The sequence below is a fragment of the Dorea sp. Marseille-P4042 genome (assembly GCF_900290215.1).
Lineage (GTDB): Bacteria > Bacillota > Clostridia > Lachnospirales > Lachnospiraceae > Dorea > Dorea formicigenerans.
The window spans coordinates 1,452,548-1,470,951 of record NZ_OLMI01000002.1; the positions used below are offsets into that span (position 1 = coordinate 1,452,548).

The 18,404-nt window shown below is 38.0% G+C and carries 16 protein-coding genes; 2 read left to right on the top strand and 14 right to left on the bottom strand.

Going from position 1 to position 18,404, the window contains the following annotated elements; genetic code table 11:
- Nucleotides 1-5 precede the first annotated feature (5 nt).
- The 8 genes from C7E02_RS12785 to C7E02_RS12820 all read right to left on the bottom strand — a co-directional run bounded on the left by C7E02_RS12785 (nt 6) and on the right by C7E02_RS12820 (nt 8,940).
- Entirely contained in the window at nt 6-1,031 is a 1,026-nt protein-coding gene (locus C7E02_RS12785; RefSeq protein WP_105309852.1) for a LacI family DNA-binding transcriptional regulator, read from the bottom strand.
- A gap of 62 nt (nt 1,032-1,093) precedes the next feature.
- On the bottom strand, nt 1,094-2,197 hold the full coding sequence (locus C7E02_RS12790; protein ID WP_029730949.1) for a M20 family metallopeptidase: 1,104 nt from the start codon (nt 2,195-2,197) through the stop codon (nt 1,094-1,096).
- Nucleotides 2,198-2,258: 61 nt separating this feature from the next.
- Nucleotides 2,259-3,002 carry a glutamine amidotransferase gene (locus tag C7E02_RS12795; RefSeq protein ID WP_105309740.1) on the bottom strand — a complete coding sequence of 248 codons (744 nt, stop codon included), beginning with the start codon at nt 3,000-3,002 and terminating at the stop codon, nt 2,259-2,261.
- Between the two features lie 19 nt (nt 3,003-3,021).
- Nucleotides 3,022-4,293, bottom strand: a complete 1,272-nt coding sequence (locus C7E02_RS12800) for a M20 family metallopeptidase (protein WP_105309741.1) — start codon at nt 4,291-4,293, stop codon at nt 3,022-3,024.
- A complete protein-coding gene (locus C7E02_RS12805) occupies nt 4,293-5,240 on the bottom strand; it encodes an ABC transporter permease (RefSeq protein WP_105309742.1) in 948 nt (315 codons plus the stop codon). The genes C7E02_RS12800 and C7E02_RS12805 overlap by 1 nt, the downstream gene beginning before the upstream one ends.
- Nucleotides 5,237-6,286, bottom strand: a complete 1,050-nt coding sequence (locus C7E02_RS12810; protein WP_105309743.1) for an ABC transporter permease — start codon at nt 6,284-6,286, stop codon at nt 5,237-5,239. Before C7E02_RS12810 ends, C7E02_RS12805 begins: the two co-directional genes overlap by 4 nt.
- A complete protein-coding gene (locus C7E02_RS12815; RefSeq protein ID WP_105309744.1) occupies nt 6,279-7,811 on the bottom strand; it encodes an ABC transporter ATP-binding protein in 1,533 nt (510 codons plus the stop codon). The genes C7E02_RS12810 and C7E02_RS12815 overlap by 8 nt, the downstream gene beginning before the upstream one ends.
- 67 nt (nt 7,812-7,878) lie before the next feature.
- Entirely contained in the window at nt 7,879-8,940 is a 1,062-nt protein-coding gene (locus C7E02_RS12820; protein WP_105309745.1) for a BMP family lipoprotein, read from the bottom strand.
- 766 nt (nt 8,941-9,706) lie between these two features.
- On the opposite strand from C7E02_RS12820, the gene C7E02_RS12825 reads away from it, so the two are divergent.
- The gene (locus tag C7E02_RS12825; protein ID WP_005342854.1) at nt 9,707-10,993 is read left to right on the top strand and encodes an HlyC/CorC family transporter; all 1,287 of its coding nucleotides are present in this window, start codon (nt 9,707-9,709) and stop codon (nt 10,991-10,993) included.
- 352 nt (nt 10,994-11,345) lie between these two features.
- Entirely contained in the window at nt 11,346-12,128 is a 783-nt protein-coding gene (locus tag C7E02_RS12830; RefSeq protein ID WP_105309746.1) for an HAD family hydrolase, read from the top strand.
- 43 nt (nt 12,129-12,171) lie between these two features.
- Here C7E02_RS12830 and C7E02_RS12835 read toward each other — a convergent pair whose 3' ends face one another.
- The 6 genes from C7E02_RS12835 to C7E02_RS12860 all read right to left on the bottom strand — a co-directional run bounded on the left by C7E02_RS12835 (nt 12,172) and on the right by C7E02_RS12860 (nt 18,394).
- Nucleotides 12,172-12,954, bottom strand: a complete 783-nt coding sequence (locus tag C7E02_RS12835; protein WP_021840243.1) for a triose-phosphate isomerase — start codon at nt 12,952-12,954, stop codon at nt 12,172-12,174.
- A gap of 145 nt (nt 12,955-13,099) precedes the next feature.
- Entirely contained in the window at nt 13,100-13,972 is an 873-nt protein-coding gene (locus tag C7E02_RS12840; protein WP_021840244.1) for a class II fructose-bisphosphate aldolase, read from the bottom strand.
- 94 nt (nt 13,973-14,066) lie between these two features.
- On the bottom strand, nt 14,067-15,815 hold the full coding sequence (dhaL, locus tag C7E02_RS12845; protein WP_105309747.1) for a dihydroxyacetone kinase subunit DhaL: 1,749 nt from the start codon (nt 15,813-15,815) through the stop codon (nt 14,067-14,069).
- A gap of 30 nt (nt 15,816-15,845) precedes the next feature.
- Nucleotides 15,846-16,409 (bottom strand): SIS domain-containing protein, encoded by a 564-nt coding sequence (locus tag C7E02_RS12850; RefSeq protein ID WP_021840246.1) that lies wholly within the window; start codon nt 16,407-16,409, stop codon nt 15,846-15,848.
- A gap of 12 nt (nt 16,410-16,421) precedes the next feature.
- Nucleotides 16,422-17,312, bottom strand: a complete 891-nt coding sequence (locus C7E02_RS12855; protein ID WP_105309748.1) for a sugar phosphate isomerase/epimerase family protein — start codon at nt 17,310-17,312, stop codon at nt 16,422-16,424.
- Between the two features lie 74 nt (nt 17,313-17,386).
- Nucleotides 17,387-18,394 (bottom strand): ABC transporter permease, encoded by a 1,008-nt coding sequence (locus C7E02_RS12860; protein WP_021840248.1) that lies wholly within the window; start codon nt 18,392-18,394, stop codon nt 17,387-17,389.
- Nucleotides 18,395-18,404: the final 10 nt, after the last annotated feature.

Sequence of the window (18,404 nt, forward strand, 5' to 3'; positions counted from 1 at the left end):
GGAATTCAACGCCTGACATTCTTTACACTTTCGCGGATTATAATTTCTGGTTGAAATGTAATACATTTTTTTATATGATTCGTACTTTCCACTTCATTTAATAATAGCTTCATTCCCTCTACTCCCATTTCATAAACCGGCTGCCGTATTGTCGTCAAAGGAGTATCTAATATTTCCGAAAAGAAGATATCATCATATCCAACAACCGAAATATCATCTGGAACACTCAATCCATATTCTTTCAGTCCATTGTATACCCCATATGCAGACATGTCATTGAATGCAAAAATAGAATCTATTTCCAAGCCATGATTATAAAAATACTCTACTGCATTCTTTCCACTTTCTCTATCATAATTTCCTTCAAAAACCAACCGTTCATCATATGGTATCCCATATTCTTTCAGTGCTTTACAATATCCAAGCAAACGTTCCTTTGAATCCTCAAGTTCATCCGGGCCAGTAACACACCCTATCTTTCTATGTCCTTGTTCCAGCAAATAGTGCGTTGCTATATAGCCACCTTGCCTGTGATTAACAATTACAGAACTACATACCGATGCTTCTACATATCGATCTATCATTACAAATGAGATTTTTAATTTTTCAAGCAATTCTATGCTTTCTTGGGCTCTTTTTTTGTCACTATCCCGTGCCATGCAAAAAATAATTCCATCAACACCCTTATCAGCAAGAACCTGTATATATGATAAATCTCTCTCATGCTTATCATTCGTATTACATAAAATCAAATTCCTTCCTTGCTTCCTGCAGGTATCTTCCACTCCTTTTGCCAAAGTTGAGAAAAAGACATTACTAACATCCGATATAATTAACCCTATCGTTTGTGTTCTTTTCTTCACTAATCCAACCGCAACCTGATTTGGATGATAATTCAATTCTTCAGCAGCATCTAAAATAGCATTTCTGGTGCTTTGCGGAATTCTATTCGCCTTATTATTCAAAACCAATGATACTGTCGTCACCGAAAATCCTGTAAAATTAGCAATGTCTTTTATTGTTGTTCTCAAACCGATACTACCCTTTCTCACTACTTTTTTTCTTAATTTTATACCATATTGCATTCGAGTGGTTAAAATATTTTTCTTAAACACGAAATATATTCCATATAGTTTTTTAATTCAACGTATTCATTCGGTTTATGTGCCACATCCGGCTCCCCAGGACCATATAATAATACCGGCATCTCTGGTGTATCTCGAATAAGAATGGATGCATCTGTAAAAAAATTAATTCCAATAAATGAATTGTTATTCATTTTTTTAACCCATTCATTATCTTCCGAAATTTCAATTGGGAACCTGTCATTTTTCAACTCTATTTCTACTTTTAGAATATTCTCGGTCTCATTTTCATATTTTTGACATTCTTCCTCTGCTATTACAATAATCTGTTCTGTACTCATTCCGGGTACCGTCCTGATATCCATCAGAAACGTTGCCTTATCAGGCGTCATATTAGGAACTATTCCGCCTTGAAGCATCGTGATTTGTGCTGTTGCTTTCCCAAGCAGGTTATGCTCATGTTTACAAATTCTTCTTTTAATTTCTCGACATATTAAAAAGCCATATTCCACAGCATTAATTCCTTGTTCTGGATAAGCCCCATGGCTAGTTTTCCCATGGACATGCAATTGCAGCCATATACACCCTTTTTGAGCCATTCCCAATTTTAGTCCTGTCGGTTCACCTATCAGCATTAATTGGGCATTTTTTTGCATTCCATTTTCAAGCAAATATCTCGCACCCACTCCATTTTTTTCTTCATCGCAAGTCCCATAAAAAACAATCGTTTTTTCTGGCACATAATTTTCTTCTTTCATTTTGCACAGAGTCCATATCATACCTGCCAGACCACTTTTCATATCACTGGCACCTCTTGCAAAAATTTTTCCCTCCTTTTCTATTGGAGTTCTTGGATTTGTGTCCCATAATTGTTCATCACCATAAGGAACTGTATCCATATGTCCATTCCAAATAATGATTTCTGATGATTTTCCCTGTAATTTTGCAACTACATTTGCGTGTTTTTCATCAATGAATTGTATTTGTGCATCAATCCCACTTTCCACCATAAATTGTTGTATATATACAGCGATATCCTTTTCTGAATTTTCACCATTTACACTAGGAATACTTAACAAATTCATTAAAAATTCTTTTTCTGTCATTTTCATTATTTTTATCCTCCATTACAAAGCAAACGCCTGCAGCCTCAAAAGCCACAGACGTTATCCTCTATTCCGTAAGCCAGTCTACAATTCCAGCCCAGACATTATTATAATCTTCCCACTCACAAAACTCCGGCGGTGCCCAATGTGGAGCACAATCTGTTGTAAAAACGGCGCTCCGTCCTTTTCCATATTCTCCAAATGCAATAAACGGATCTCCTTCTATTGTCGCAACCACATCTGCCTCTGGTTTTGCAACGGTTTTGTTATAACCAAGAACTTCCGGCCAGTCACTTCCAACACCTTGCAGCGCTTTATGTTCCTTTATTGTCACCGGTTTTACTCCCTCACAATGCTCCATACGATCATCAACCGTCAATATTTCTACCGGAAGAACATCCTGCACTGCTGTATCATGCCATTTACCTTTCGCATCAACTCCAGAAAATGTCAAATATCCTCCAATCATAAGTAATGATCCGCCATCCAACACATAATCCCGGATAACCTTCGTTCGATTAGGCATTTTTACACTTTTGCTGAATGTAACCGCCGGAAGCAACAGCGTATTTGCTCCAATATCCGACAAAATTATGCAATCATATTCTTTTAACTCTTCTAATGAAAATGGAAATTTTTCTCCTGCAAGATGGTTCGGAAGAAATGTCACATCATAACCACTCGCTTCCAAGGCCTCGACGAGTCGTGTCTCTCCTGTCTCATATACTCCTGTAAAAAAACTGTCAAATCCTTTTGTATGAGTTGTATTACTCATCCATGATTCACCTGCTAATAATACTTTTTTACTCATAATTTTACCTTCCTTGTATTTATTTATTTTTTCCCCATGCAAGTATTAATTCTGCATATATCAAAATCGATTCTAAATACGCATCCATATCCAAATATTCGTTTACGGAATGACATTGTTCCAAATTTCCCGGTCCAAATTGAATGGTCGGACATTTTGCAACATTTTTCCATATTCTGGAATCACACCCAGATGGTGAACCGACAATATTAGGAGTTCTGCCTTTCGCTTGCTTATATCCTTCTGCAAATGCCTCAACGAATGGATGAGTTCTTTCCATTTCAAAGGCTCCACCTGCCTGATAAACACTAATTTCTGGCTTATGGTCTTTCAACCATTTATCGCCATTCGCAATGCCTTCAATAGTATCTGTAAATTCTGATACTACTTTTTCATAACTCATAATTTCTGGCAAATAGTGAACACAAACCTTAAATTCGCATTCTCCTGCAACAGTAGAACCAGCTGTACCACCTGCTATTACTCCTACATTAAGGCTTGGAGCCGGAAGTAATGGATGTTTATATTCCATTAACCAACCATGTTCCAGTTCTTCTAATCCACGAATAAGTTTGATTGCTTTTTCGATTGCACTTACTCCAAGCCATTTGGCACCAGAATGATTTGCTTTACCTTCAATTTTTACATCGAAAAATACAAATCCCATGTGAGCAACAATCAATTCGTCGCTTGTACCTTCACATACGACAACTCCATCTGCTTTCTTTCCATTCATAGCAGCAAGCATCGAACCATTGCCTCCGCCTTCTTCATCGCACACAGATGTAATTATCACATCTCCCGGAAGTTCTATTCCAGCATCTTTCAATAGTTTTATTGCCAGAACTGAGGCCATCAATCCGCCCTTCATATCTGCTGTTCCTAAGCCATACATTCTATTATCTCTAATATCCGGGCAATGTGGTTTTGTTATCCATTTACTCAAATCTCCCGGAGGCATTGTATCCATATGGCCATTAAACATTATGCTTTTTCCACCTTTTCCAGCAAATGTAGCATATACATTATAGCGATGATCATAATTATGACCCAGATTTCCTTCATTATAAAGCTGCAGACATTTTTTTATGGTCTCTTCTTCCAAAGCATCTTTTTCAATTTTATCTGCACCCATTTTTTCAAGCAACTTAATCAGATATTCCTGACCTTTTTCTTCTCTTCCACCATCAATTCCATGTCCCAAGTCCTGCGTGTCTATCGAAACTAGCTCTGACAAATATTTTATATATTCTTCTTTGTGCTCATTCAACACATTTTTTAGTTCTTTCATTAGACCGCCTCCTGTTTTACAACATTTAGGGAACTCTTCTTTCTATCTGTTGCTACTTTCTTTGAAATCATAGATATTGACAATACTACAATTGTAACTACATATGGCATTAACAGGACAAACTGTGAAGGCAATCCATATGCCTGCAGTCTGGCTCCAACAGAATCTGCCACACCAAACACAAGACAACCAACTGCTGTAAGAGCTGGATTTGCATGTCCAAAGTACATTGCTGCTACACCCATAAAACCTCTGTTACTTGTCATATTTTCTGTAAACATAGTACTATATCCCAGTGACAAATGAGCTCCGGCCAGGCCTCCTACCAAACCTGAAATAAGAATTGCCTGATATTTCATGGAAATAACATTTATTCCAGCTGTTTGCGCTGCCATAGGGAACTGTCCCACTGCTCTTAATCTCAATCCCCAACGGGTACGATATAATAAAAATGTCAAAATCAAGATTAAAACAATCATAAACCATTCCGTCACAGCCCAATCATTAAAAATATCTTTTAATATAGGAATATTTTTTATAAATGGAATATCCACTCGTGGAATTGCCTTCACATCTGGATCAGTAAATGTACCACTTGTATCAAAGATGACATTCAACATAAATTTAGTAATAGCAAGAGCAAATAAATTTATTCCCATACCAATGGCACAAATATCTGCTTTATATTTAATATGTCCCACTGCCATAATTCCAGATATCACAAATCCTGCCATCATGGCTGCTAAAATTCCCATAAGCCAGCTTCCAGAGAAATAACTGACTGCAACCGCTGCAAATGCTCCCGTCAGCATAATTCCTTCTGTACCAATGTTTAAAATATCAGCCTGTTGTGTAATCGCTGCACACAGCGCAGCATAAATAATTGGTGTAGCCGATCTGATCGATGCATATATCAAAGAGACACTAAAAATCTGTTCTAATTTCATGCATTTGCCTCCTGTTCTTTAACTGCCTTCTTCTTTTTCCGCTTTATCTTTATCTGAGACAACAATTCCATAGTTGCAATAATGATAAATACTGCTGTAATTGTATCAATAATAGATTTTGGCACACCGGTATTTTGTTGCATTCCCATAGCACCAGATTTTAATACTGCAAGGAAAAATGCCATAAATGGACCAAATACAATGTCATTTTTAACGATCAATGATGCCAGCATTCCATTTGTTCCCAAATTATATGCAAAATTATTTAAGAAATATCCATATGATCCAAGGACTTCTATGCAACCGGCAATTCCTCCAATTGCTCCACTTGCCATCATTGTTCCCACGAACACTTTTCTCGGATTAATTCCTACATATTCTGCGTGTTTTGGATTTAATCCAACGGTTCGGATCTTGTACCCGATATTAGTTTTATTCAACACAATTACTACTATAACAATTACGAAGATAGCAATAAACAAACCTACATTTGCGTTACTTGGTTTTAAAAATTTAGGTAATGTTACCTGTACAGGTGGGGTTTGTGCATTCGCTCCTCCAGCACTCATTGGTCCATTCACTAAATAAGAAGTAATATATAATGCGACTGTATTCATCAAAATAGTAGTACATACTTCATTTACATTGTATAAAGCCTTCAGTATCCCCGGAATAAAAGCCCAAGCAGCTCCTACAACAATTGCGCCTGCGAAACAAGCTATCAACAACAATGGCTTTGGCAAAAAAGTCCAATTAATTCCGATATATGCCGCTACAATTCCTCCAAGAAACACTTCACCTTCTACTCCAACGTTAAAAGCTCCCGCTTTTGCCGCCAAGGCAAATGCAACTGTAGTCAAAAGCAAAGGAGTTAAACTTGCCAAAGTTGTGCCAAATGCTCTTTTTCCCACAAATGCTCCTTTTATCAAAGCCGCATATGCTTCGATAGGATTTTGTCCAATTACAAGAATAATAATTGCTCCTACTCCCAGTGCAAGTAACATTGTAAGTAATATTTTTTTAACACTCTCTACTGCACTATTCATGACACTTCTCCTTTCTGCGTTTTCCTCCCATCATCAAGAGTCCTACTTTCTCTTCATCAGCTTCGTCCACTTGAAGATTTCCTGTAATTTCACCCTCATGCATTACGATTATTCTATCTGATAATGAAAATATTTCCTCCAAATCTGCTGATACAAGCAACACTCCGAGTCCTTTTTCTTTTACATCCATCAATATCGTTCGTATTGACTCTATCGCCCCGATATCTACGCCTCGAGTCGGTTGAGATGCAATTAATACTTTTCCGCCGATAGATACTTCTCGTGCAACAACAATCTTCTGAGCATTTCCACCCGACATTCCTTGAGTCAACGTTTGTGGATTTCGCGGACGAATATCAAATTTATCTATTAATTCATTTGTGTATTCCAACATCTTTGTATTATTCAACATAATTCCATTTGAAAAAGGAGCATCTGAAATCTGGGCTGCAACAATATTTTCTTCTATTGTCATACTTCTATTTAACCCTCTGACATTTCTATCCTCAGGTATATGTGACAATCCTGCTTTTCTTATTTTTTTCACAGATTCATTAGTTATATTTTTTCTGTCTAAAAGTATGCTTCCTCTTTCTACTTTACGCAATCCACAGATTGCCTCAATCAACTCACTTTGTCCATTGCCATCTATTCCGGCAATTCCGACAATTTCTCCCGACTTAACCTCTAGCGAAACGCCTCTGATTTTAGACATTTCTTTTTCTCCAGAAGTCCATAGATTATCAATTTTCAGCACAGTATCTCCGATATGGGCCTGCTTTTTTTCAATATTCAAGAAAACTTCTCTACCCACCATCATCTTTGCCAGTTCTGCTTGATTCGTATCTTTTTTATTGACCGTGCCCATATATTCACCTTGTCTCATAACACTGATACGATCCGATATTTGCATTATTTCATTAAGCTTATGAGAAATAAATACAATTGATTTACCATCATTTTTCAAATTTTGAAGTATCTCAAACAATCGCTGAGTCTCTTGCGGAGTAAGTACTGCTGTTGGTTCATCTAAAATTATAATATTAGCTCCTCTTGTAAGAGTTTTTATGATTTCAACCCTTTGTGCTTCTCCTACTGATATCTGATTGATCTTTTTATTTAATTGTACATCCATTCCATAGTGATCAATGTATTTTTGAATATTTTTTCGTGCACTGTCAAAATCAATTGTCAGACCCTTTCTCGGTTCAAAACCTAAAATAACATTTTCCAATACAGTCAGTTCATCTACCAGCATGAACTCCTGATGTACCATACCGATTCCTTTTTCTATAGCAATTTTAGGTGATAAATTTTCTACCTTCTCTCCTCCAATGATAATTTCTCCATCATCAATACCATACATTCCGTAAAGCATTTTCATCATTGTTGATTTTCCTGCACCATTTTCACCGATCAATGAATGGATTTCGCCTTTTTTCAAATTAAATTCGCCTTTTTTTACAGCTTGTACTTCACCGAAAGTTTTTCGGATTTTTTTCATTTCCACGATATAATCATTCATTTTGTCACTTCCTCTTTGGGAAAAGGGGCCTTGGTCTGTACAAGCCCCCTTATTTCAATTTCAAATTCTATTTGTTTTCGCCAAATCCTTCATAATTATCAACTTTAATTTCGCCTGATTTGATTTTATCGGCAAGTTCATCAATTTTATCAACAATATCCTGTGGGAATTTATCACCCAATGATTCTTTCATAACACTGAAATCTGTTAATGATACGCCATCACCTGCAACATCCATGTATTTAACAGTTCCACCTTTAAATGTATCATCAGTAATAGATTTAATAACTTCATAGGATGCAGTATCTACTCTTTTTACCATAGATGTAAGTACATGTCCCGGCTGATCATTATCCTGATTCAAATCAACACCAATTGCATATTCATCTGCTTCTTTCGCAGCTTCAAGAACTCCTGTACCTGTTCCAGATGCAACATTCATAACAATATCTGCACCCTGCTCATACTGTGCAAGTGTTAATTCTTTTCCTTTTAAAGGATCTGACCAGGAACCTGCAAATGACTGAAGAATTTTTACATCTGGGTCAACATATTTTGCGCCCTGTTCATATCCTGTATAGAAATCATGCAATACTGGGACGTCCATACCTCCAACCCAGCCGATTGTATGATCTGCATTTACACCTTCAATATCTGTTTTCTGAGTGAACATTGCTGCTGCCGCTCCTGCTAAGAATGATCCTTCGTTCTGTGCAAAACTAATGGATTCTACATTATCGGCATCTACAGTAGTATCAATAATCGCAAATTTTACATCCGGATAATCTGCTGCATATTTCTTCAAATATTCTTCAAAGTTGGAGTTAGAACATAATACTAAATCATATCCACCTTCTGCTGCTGCAAGGAAATTAGCTTCCCACTCATCTGCTGTAGTTCCTTCAAGTGTCTTTACTTTTACACCCAATTCTTTTTCTGCTTTTTTTGCACCTTCATTGCATGAATCATTGTAAGATTTATCTCCAAGATTACCTGCATATACAACTGCAACTTTTTTCTGACCAGAAGCACTCCCATCTGATTTCTTCTCAGCACCCTTACTTCCACAAGCAGACATGCTTACACACATTGCCATAACCAGTAATACACTTACGATTCTTTTTTTCATTGTCCATTTCCTCCTCTTTTCTTGAATTTCCTTTTGGTAAAACGTTTTATCAATTAATGTATTTTTATCTTACCAGCCAATTTTGCACGCGTCAATCGTCACATTTCACAATATTTCATTTTTATTTTTTTGCACTATGCAACATTATACGTGTTAATTTTCTGACATTTTGTGCTCAATTCACAAGAATTGGTAAAACGTTTTATCTATTTTTTATTAGCATCTGCCTGCTAACAGATGCTAATAAAAAAGCAAGACAAAAAAATCATCTGACTTCTTTGTCTTGCTTTCTTCGATCGAATTAGTTACATTATATTCTTTTCTTTTTATTTGTCAAGTTTTTTCTTTCTTTTTTGCAGCGGTAAAAATATTCTTTTCACTATAAAAGCAGTTTTGAAAGGTAAAAATAATTCGCACTAATAGTTCTGAAAAAATAAGTTGATTTCTTTGCGATAAGGTAAAATAAAAAAAACTTTATCGCAAAGGAAGAAAAATGAGCAGAGAACAGGAAAGAGCCAAGAGAAAACACAAATTTATGCACATTTTTTAGAGAGGGAAGCAGTATAATCATTCAATGTGGATACCTTTCCTAAATTTACAAAAAATGTGTAAACATGTGAAATCACAGAATTGGCAGGCTATAAAATAAATTTACCTTTCAAAACTGCAATTAAAAACTGCGATACCTCCTTTCTTCTTGCAAAATCCCCGTAAATGCTGTATATTACTCTTAATTACACTATTATCAAAAAGGAGTGATTTATCATTGGACTCGAATGATACTATACTATTTATTGTACTGATTGTACTGTTAGCACTATCTGCTTTCTTTTCTTCTGCGGAGACTGCACTTACAACAGTAAACCGAATTCGAATCCGCAACCTTGCCGATGAAGGCAACAAAAACGCACAAACTGTATTAAAAATTACGGATGATTCTTCTAAGATGCTAACCGCTATACTGATCGGTAACAACATCGTGAACCTTTCTGCCGCATCGCTGACCACAACCCTGGCTTACAGTCTCGGAGGCTCCATGGTCGCAATCGCCAGCGGAATTTTAACTGTAGCGATTCTGCTTTTCGGTGAGATTACACCGAAGACAATGGCTACCATCCACGCTGAGAAGGTATCTCTGGCATACGCACCAATCATCCATATATTTATGAAGATCATGACACCGTTCGTCTTCATTATCAATGGTCTGACCAACGTTGTTCTTTTCATTTTACGCGTAGATCCGAATGACCACAAACGCGCCATGACCGAGAATGAACTTCGTACTATCGTAAATGTCAGCCATGAAGACGGCGTTATCGAATCCGAAGAAAAAGAAATGATCTACAATGTGGTAGATCTCGGAGATGCAAAAGCTAAAGATGTTATGGTTCCACGCGTTCACGTAACATTTGCAGATGTAAACTGCACATATGAAGAATTGATTGACATTTTCCGTGAAGATAAATTCACAAGGCTGCCGATTTATGAAGATACGACCGACAATGTGATCGGTACGATTAACATGAAAGACTTGTTGCTTTACGATTACGGAAACACAAAAGAATTCCATATCCGGGATATTATGCGAGAAGCTTATTTTACTTATGAGTATAAGAATATTTCCGAGCTTCTTGTGGAGATGCGTCAGGCATCCTTTAACATCGCAATTGTTCTGGATGAATATGGTGAAACTTCCGGTTTGATCACACTGGAAGATATCCTGGAAGAAATTGTCGGTGAAATTCATGACGAATATGACGAGAATGAAGAAGATTTTGTTCACAAAATTTCTGACAAAGAATATCTGGTAGAAGGTTCTGTCAACCTGGACGACTTCAATGACCGTCTGGAACTGAATCTGGAATCCGAAGAATATGATTCCCTCGGTGGATTTATCATCGAGCATCTGGACCGGCTTCCGGAACTCGGTGATTCTGTCACAACATCCGATGGTATTCGACTGGTTGTAGAATCTCTGGATAAAAACCGTATTGAGAAAGTTCATGTGTATCTGCCGGAGAAAGTGGAATATGATGAGGATTCTGAAGAATAATAAGTAGACATATCTACAAATTCTGTTTCGAACAGTTTTTGTAGGTATATAATAATTAAATCGAGTAGGAGGAATTTCTCTTAAATGAGAAATTCCGACCTCTCACACCACCGTACGTACGGTTCCGTATACGGCGGTTCAATCAACTTAACAAGTAACACACTTTTCGGTGTAGTAATCTAACATTGTGATNCTCCTTTCTTGGGTGATGGTTTTTAGTTTTTAGTCAACTCTATTATACCATATCCAGTGAGGGGTTATTTGTTTTTCATAACAGAAAAATGCCGTATTCATGCGGCTTGTGGCGTTTCGCAAACGCCTAATTAATACATAAATACAGAAAGGGAACACTATGATACAATATATTGCCAGCGACGTAGACGGAACTTTACTTCATGGTCACGCGACTGAACTGAATCCAGAATTATTTGACATTATCCGTCAGTTAAAAGAACATGGAATACATTTTATTGCAGCCAGCGGCCGCCAGTACAAAAATCTCCGTCGTCTATTTGCCCCTGTGAAGGATGATATCTCCTATGTTGCAGAAAATGGATCTATGTGTGTACATGATGGCAAGATCGTCTCATTAGGACATATTGATACTGGTCTTATCTATGAAATCGCAGACGCTGCAAAAGAATATGGTCATTGCCACACTTTAATTTCTACAGCCCGAACCGGATATACCGACTCAAAAGATTCTGACTACATCAATCATATCCGTAACGATGTCGGTTATGACATGGACGTTGTTCAAAATGTGCGTGATATCAAGGAGCCTTTTATCAAAATCGCAGTATGTGATTTTGATGGAACTGAAAAACGTCTTCGCGCCTATTTTCAAGAACGTTTCGGTGATCGAATCAAGATTGTAACCTCCGGGAATATCTGGATTGATTTCATTGCACCGAATGCCAATAAAGGTTCTGCCCTTTCCAATATCGTATCTTCCCTTGGCATGAATCCAAAGAATGGTATCACATTCGGAGATCAGTACAATGATCTGGAAATGTTGCAGCTGTCCAACACAAGCTATGCTATGACGACCGCTGCCACCGGAGTAGCGGATTACGCTACACACACGACAGATTCTGTGGAAGAAACGTTAAAAGATTTGCTTAAAAATTTATAAATCAAGGGGGCTTATTTTTGCCCCCTTTACTTTTTAACATTCTTTACTTTGCTTCATATGTTGCCTTTGCATCACGAATCAACTTATCAAAATTGTCCGCCTGCCATGCTGCTCTTCCCGTAAACAACCCATCTATCGACGGTTGAACAATTAATTCATTTGCATTTCCCGGATTTACACTTCCTCCATATAATACAGGGATTTCATCAGCAACATCACCAAAAATTTCTCTCAAACATGCTTTAATTACCTTGTGCATCTTCTCTGCATAATCTGCCGATGCCGGAGTTCCGTTTACACCAATAGACCATACCGGCTCATATGCAACCCAGATATTCGGAACCTGAGATACCGGAACATCATGAAATCCTATTTTCAACTGAGTCCGAAGGACTTCTGCACTAATTCCAAAGTCTTTTTCTTCTGCTGTTTCACCAATACATAAAAGTGTTGTAAAGCCATGGTTTAAAGCTGCTTTTACTTTTTTATTTTCCTCAACATCAGTCTCGCCAAACACATGTCTTCTCTCAGAATGTCCGATCATTACAAGATCCAACCCTAACTCTTTTAGCATAAGCGGCGAAATTTCTCCTGTAAACTGTCCTTCATCTTCCCAGCACATATTCTGAGCGCCCAGCTTTACATAAGCGCGGTCAACATTTTTCGTAGCACTTTCAAGAGTGGTATAAGACGGGATAATAAATAATTCTATCTCTTCCCGGCTGATATCTTTCGTATTCTCCACTAATTTCTGAAGATATTCTACCGTGTCCTTAATATTCTTATACATTTTCAAATTACTTCCAAAATATAATTTTTTACTCATGTCTTACCTCCTTTTGTTCCTGATCTAAATAAATTTATTATATTCATTTTTACTAATTAGCTCAATTGGGATTTCTTGCAGAAAATCCCCGGTTTTCACCAGGGATTTTCTGCTATCTTAAGCATATCTATAAGTACGCCGATGGTTATATTTTTCCATCCGATTCAAAAATCTTCATTGCTCTTTTCACATCTGCCTTCATTGCTGTAATCCCTGCTTTTGCTATATCTTCAAAGTAAATTGCATCCTTATCTTTTTTATCCTCGAGATACTGCATCACACCTCTTCCACCAGCCAATGACAGGTAAGTATAGTAATTAATCTTACGAATTCCGTTATGAATTGCTGTTCTGTACTCTTCCTCACTGAGTCCGGAACCTCCATGCATAACATATGGAATATCTTTTGCACTTTTTATCAACGCAATGCGGTTCAAATCCAGTACGGGTTTTTCCGTATAAATTCCATGCGCTGTTCCAAATCCAATTGCAAGTGCATCTACATTTGTCCTTTCGATAAATTCTTTTGCCATCTCAGGATCTGTATATGCTTCTTCACGAGTATAGGATTTCCCATTGCCTTCAGCAGCTCCTGCTTTGGAAGTCAATATATGTCCAAGTTCCGCCTCTACTGAAGCACCTCTTTCGTGTGCATATTCCACAACGCTTCTTGTTTCAGCTACATTGTCCTCAAACGGCTTCGCAGATGCATCATACATCACAGAAGTAAATCCCATATCAACTGCATATCTGCAACTTTCAATACTTGCGCCATGATCCAAATGTACTACGACTGGTACTTTCGCTATTTTTGCAAGCTGTAACATAATCGGTCCAATAACATCTATAGAAATCAGATGTCTATGGGAATCTGCATATTGTAAAATCACTGGACTATTGAGCTCTTCTGCTGTTTCCACAATTGCCATTCCAGACTCCAGAGAAGTACAGTTAAATGCTCCTACTGCATAATTACCTTGTTCTGCTTTTTCAAGTACTTCTTTTAACGTCGCTAACATTCTTTTCTCCCATTTTTCACTACGGCGTGGCTATTTCACCACGCCACATCATCATATAAGTCTTCAATTTTTCAGTAATCTATACTACACAGTTTTATGCAAGTTTTCCTTCCACGAATTCTCTCATTCCTTGGAAAATCAGATATACAGATGTTGCTCCTGCATCCTGATGTCCAATCGCTCTCTCAAGTAGCGATTTTGCACGTCCGAATTTTGCAACATATTTCTTTGTATCTTCAACACCCTGCTTTGCGCTCGCCTCTGCCGCCTTCAACATTTCAAGAAGACCTTTATCAGCATTTGCTGCAAGTGCATCTACTGCTGGTGAAAGAGCATCTACCATAGTCTTGTCTCCGACCTGTGCTCCTCCTCTTTCCTGAATTGCCTCCAGGCTCTTCTTCTCCATATCGGCAAGATCTTTGGATGTAATAACAGACTTTGGATCCATACCTTTTGCTCCTGCCAGATACAGACTTCCGAAGATAACTCCTGAAGCTCCACCCATAGACATAAGCATTGCCTGTCCTGCCGTCTCAAAGAGCTGGTAAGCATTCTCCTCACCTGCCATCTTAAGCAGTTTCTTCTTTGCCTTCTGCATTCCACCTGCCATACCGATTCCATGATCTCCATCACCGATAGCACTGTCAATCTCTGTCAGATATGGCTTATTTGCAATAATTTTATCTGCGATATAAAGTAGCATATTTCTTGTATCTTCTGCGTTAAGTTCTGTCAACTCTCCTTCTTTACTTCTTACGATTTCAGCTGGCTTAACATCGTTTTCATCAAACTCGATTTCCTCGTCCTCACCATCATCCTCGATTGCTTCTCCTGATACAGAACCTTTCGCATAATACGGAGAATAGCATGGTGCATCATAATACGGTTTCAGTTCATCGTCCAATTTCAAGAAAGTAATGGAAAATCCACCCATTTCCATACATGTACAATATGTCTTAATCTCTGTGTCATAGATTTTAAGCCCATCTTTATGCATACGTTTATGTAACTCATAGAACACCAGGTTCAACTCAAGAAGTGGTGTAGAACCAAGTCCATTGACAAGAACTGCAATCTCATCTCCTTCTTTTAATCCCATCTCTTCTTTCAATTCTTTATACATACGATCAACCATGTCACTGCAAGGCATCATCTTTGTACGCTCAATTCCCGGTTCACCGTGAAGTCCCATTCCAAATTCCATCTCGTCATCTGCTATTTCGAATGTCGGTTTATCATTTCCCGGAAGTGTTCCCGGAGATGTTGCAAGTCCAATTGTGTTTGTGTTATCTCTAGCTTTTTCTGTAATACGAACAACTTCTTCAAGGCTCAACCCTGCATCACACGCAGCTCCGGCAATCTTGATTGTATATACGTCTCCGGCAATACCACGGCGATCTGTAATTCTCTCTTTTGGTGCAGATGCAAAGTCATCCCACTCACGCACATGGGCTGTCTTCATACCCTCTGCCTGACACATTTCCTCTGCCATATCAAAGTTCAGGTTATCTCCTGCGTAGTTTCCATATACAAACAGAACACCTTTTCCCTGATCCACTGCCTTTGCAGCTTCCATGATCAATTCAGGGTTCGGAGATGCACAAACATTTCCACATGCAACTGCATCAGCAAGTCCTGCTCCGCAATATCCTGTAAACAACGGCTCATGTCCGCTTCCTCCACCAATCACAAGGGCAACTTTATCTTTTCTATGTCCTTTATAGGTAAATGCATTGTACTCACCGACTTTTTTGTAATATTTTCTATAAGCCATCAGATATCCCGCAAGACTTTCCTCTACAACATTTGACACATCCTTATTTAAGATCTTTTTTGTTCCCATTTGTGATACCTCCTTGTACATTCTTTATAATTATTCAACATTACGATGATTCTTCGACATTTTTTCAAATGTAAGCCCCGGTGTCTCATCCACAATTGTCATGATAATAATATCAAATAATATCAACAAACATTGCTCAAAGAGATTTCCCATTGGCTGGAAGGATGGAACTACATCATCTGTTCCTCTATATACTGCTGCCGGCACAAAAAATACTTTATCCGCAACATTTTTTGCAGTGTCACCACTTGGAGATCCTGTCACAACATAAATCATTGCCCCTGCTTCTTTCGCACGCTCGCAAATGTAATTAATATGCCCGATACGTCCATCTCCAAGAGTCGCAATCAGTAAATCTCCCTCTCCGATAGATGGTGTTGTATCATCCCAAATCCAATGAATTTCTTTTCCCATATGCATCAGTCTCATAGCAAATGCTCTGGTTGCCATACCTTCACGTCCAACACCAATTAGGAAAATGCGGTCATGTGCCTTTACTTCGTCAATAAATGCGCGCATATTATCCTGGTCGACTCTCTCAAATACTTGTCTGTATTCTCCGAGGATTTTTTCATAAGTTTCTTTATAATCCATGCTTCCCGCCTCCTAACATCCAAGTTCTTTGTGAAGATAATCCATTGTCTTCTTCATGCCTTCATAGACAGCATCGTCATCATCTTCAAATATTGTTACAACTTCCAAGTACTGTGTAATATCATCCAGCCCTGCTTCTGTTGTTGCTTTTTTAATCAACTCCGGTGTAATGATTCCTCCTTCATGAGTGAAATCCCAATGTCTGTCCCACTGGCCATCTGTCTGCTGTAAATGAATAGAGCCGATATATGGAGCACACTGTTTGAACCAGAGTTCAATATCTGCTTCTTCTTTTAAAAGTGGTTTATAAAGTGCATGTCCCCAGTCTACCAAAAGTTTGATTGGAATATCTGTACCTTCCAAATCCTTCATCATCTGAACTGACACTTCCGGACTATGTGGAAATTCCGTAATCAAAGGTGTTGCCTCAATATGAATCTCTTCCAAACCTTTTGTTTTTCCATACTCGGCAAGCTTCCTTAAATACTCAAGCATATCCTGATAAAGTTCTTCACGTCTCTGCGGATCTCTCGCATCATGGTAATCCATACCACCGACAGGTGTTCCCATGATTTTTGCTCCCATATCAACAGTCATATCAATTGCTCTTTTAAAAAATGTAAAAGCGATATCCCTTTGTACTTTTGTCGGTGCCAGCAAATGGGCGTAAGAATAGGATGCAAGTCCACCAAATGTTGCATCGATTGTAATTCCTGCATCTGCAAATGCATCTTTATATTGATAGACCATAACATCTCTCTGTGCCTGCGGCCACCACGGATCAATCAGATCCCATGTGAACTGTACATAATCTACTCCAAAATCCTCTTTTATCATCTTTGCTAATTCAACTGGATCCAACCAGCGTTTTACTGCAAACGAAAGATTTAATCCTAATTTCATTTACGTTCCTCCTTTTAAGATTCAGGACTGGCAATATTGCAAAACATCCACCAGTCCTATAAATATCTGTCTGTTTAGTTCAATTTGATTCTCTTCTGTCTGTTTTCACGAACGATAGTGGAAATAGAGCTGAAGGAAATAGCAAGTACTACGACAATACCACTAACTGCTGACTGCCAATAAGAGTTAACGCCGAACAGTACAATAATATTTTGAATAATTGTAATAACAGCTGCTCCAATCAGAGCTCCTGCCGGATTACCAACGCCACCTGTAAGAGCAACACCACCAATAACAGATGCTGCTATAGAGTTCATTGGCCAATCTTCACCAATGGCTGTCTGTGCAGAGCCAAGACGACATACATATAGAAGTCCTGCCAGCGCAGAAATCAATCCAACAATAGAGTAAATCATAACACGAATACGATCTACTTTGATTCCGAGAATCTTAGCTGCTTCTTTACTGTTACCAATCGCATATATGTAACGACCCGTCTTTGTCTTCTTTACCATAAATAAAATCAGGATCAAAACAACAAGACAAATAATAAACGGAATTGGTATAGGTCCGATAGACTGTTTTCCAAGTACCTGTGTATCAGCTGGAATACCTGTAACAGCTTTTCCTTTTGTGATAACCAAGTTAATACCACCATATACACCCTGCATACCGATTGTAGCAACCATTGAATTCAAACGAAGCCTTGTAATAATAATACCATTGATAAATCCGAACAATAATCCAAGAATTAGTCCTATTACAAGGCACAGCCATGGATTCAATCCTACATTTACCATCAACATACCTGTTAAGATACCAGATAAGCAGGCAATCTTACCTACTGATAAATCTAGTTCTCCAACTAGCAAAAGCAATGATTGAGCAATACCAATCATGCCTACAAATGCTAAATCACGCAGTACTGACTGCAAGTTGTACACATTTAAGAAATATGGAGATACAATACTTGCAATGATAATCATAACGACTAATATTGCTGCCATCGCAGTCATATTACTTTTCTTCAATGCATTGATAAATGCATTTCCTGATTTTTGTTTTTCATTTTCTCTACTCATATTAAAACTC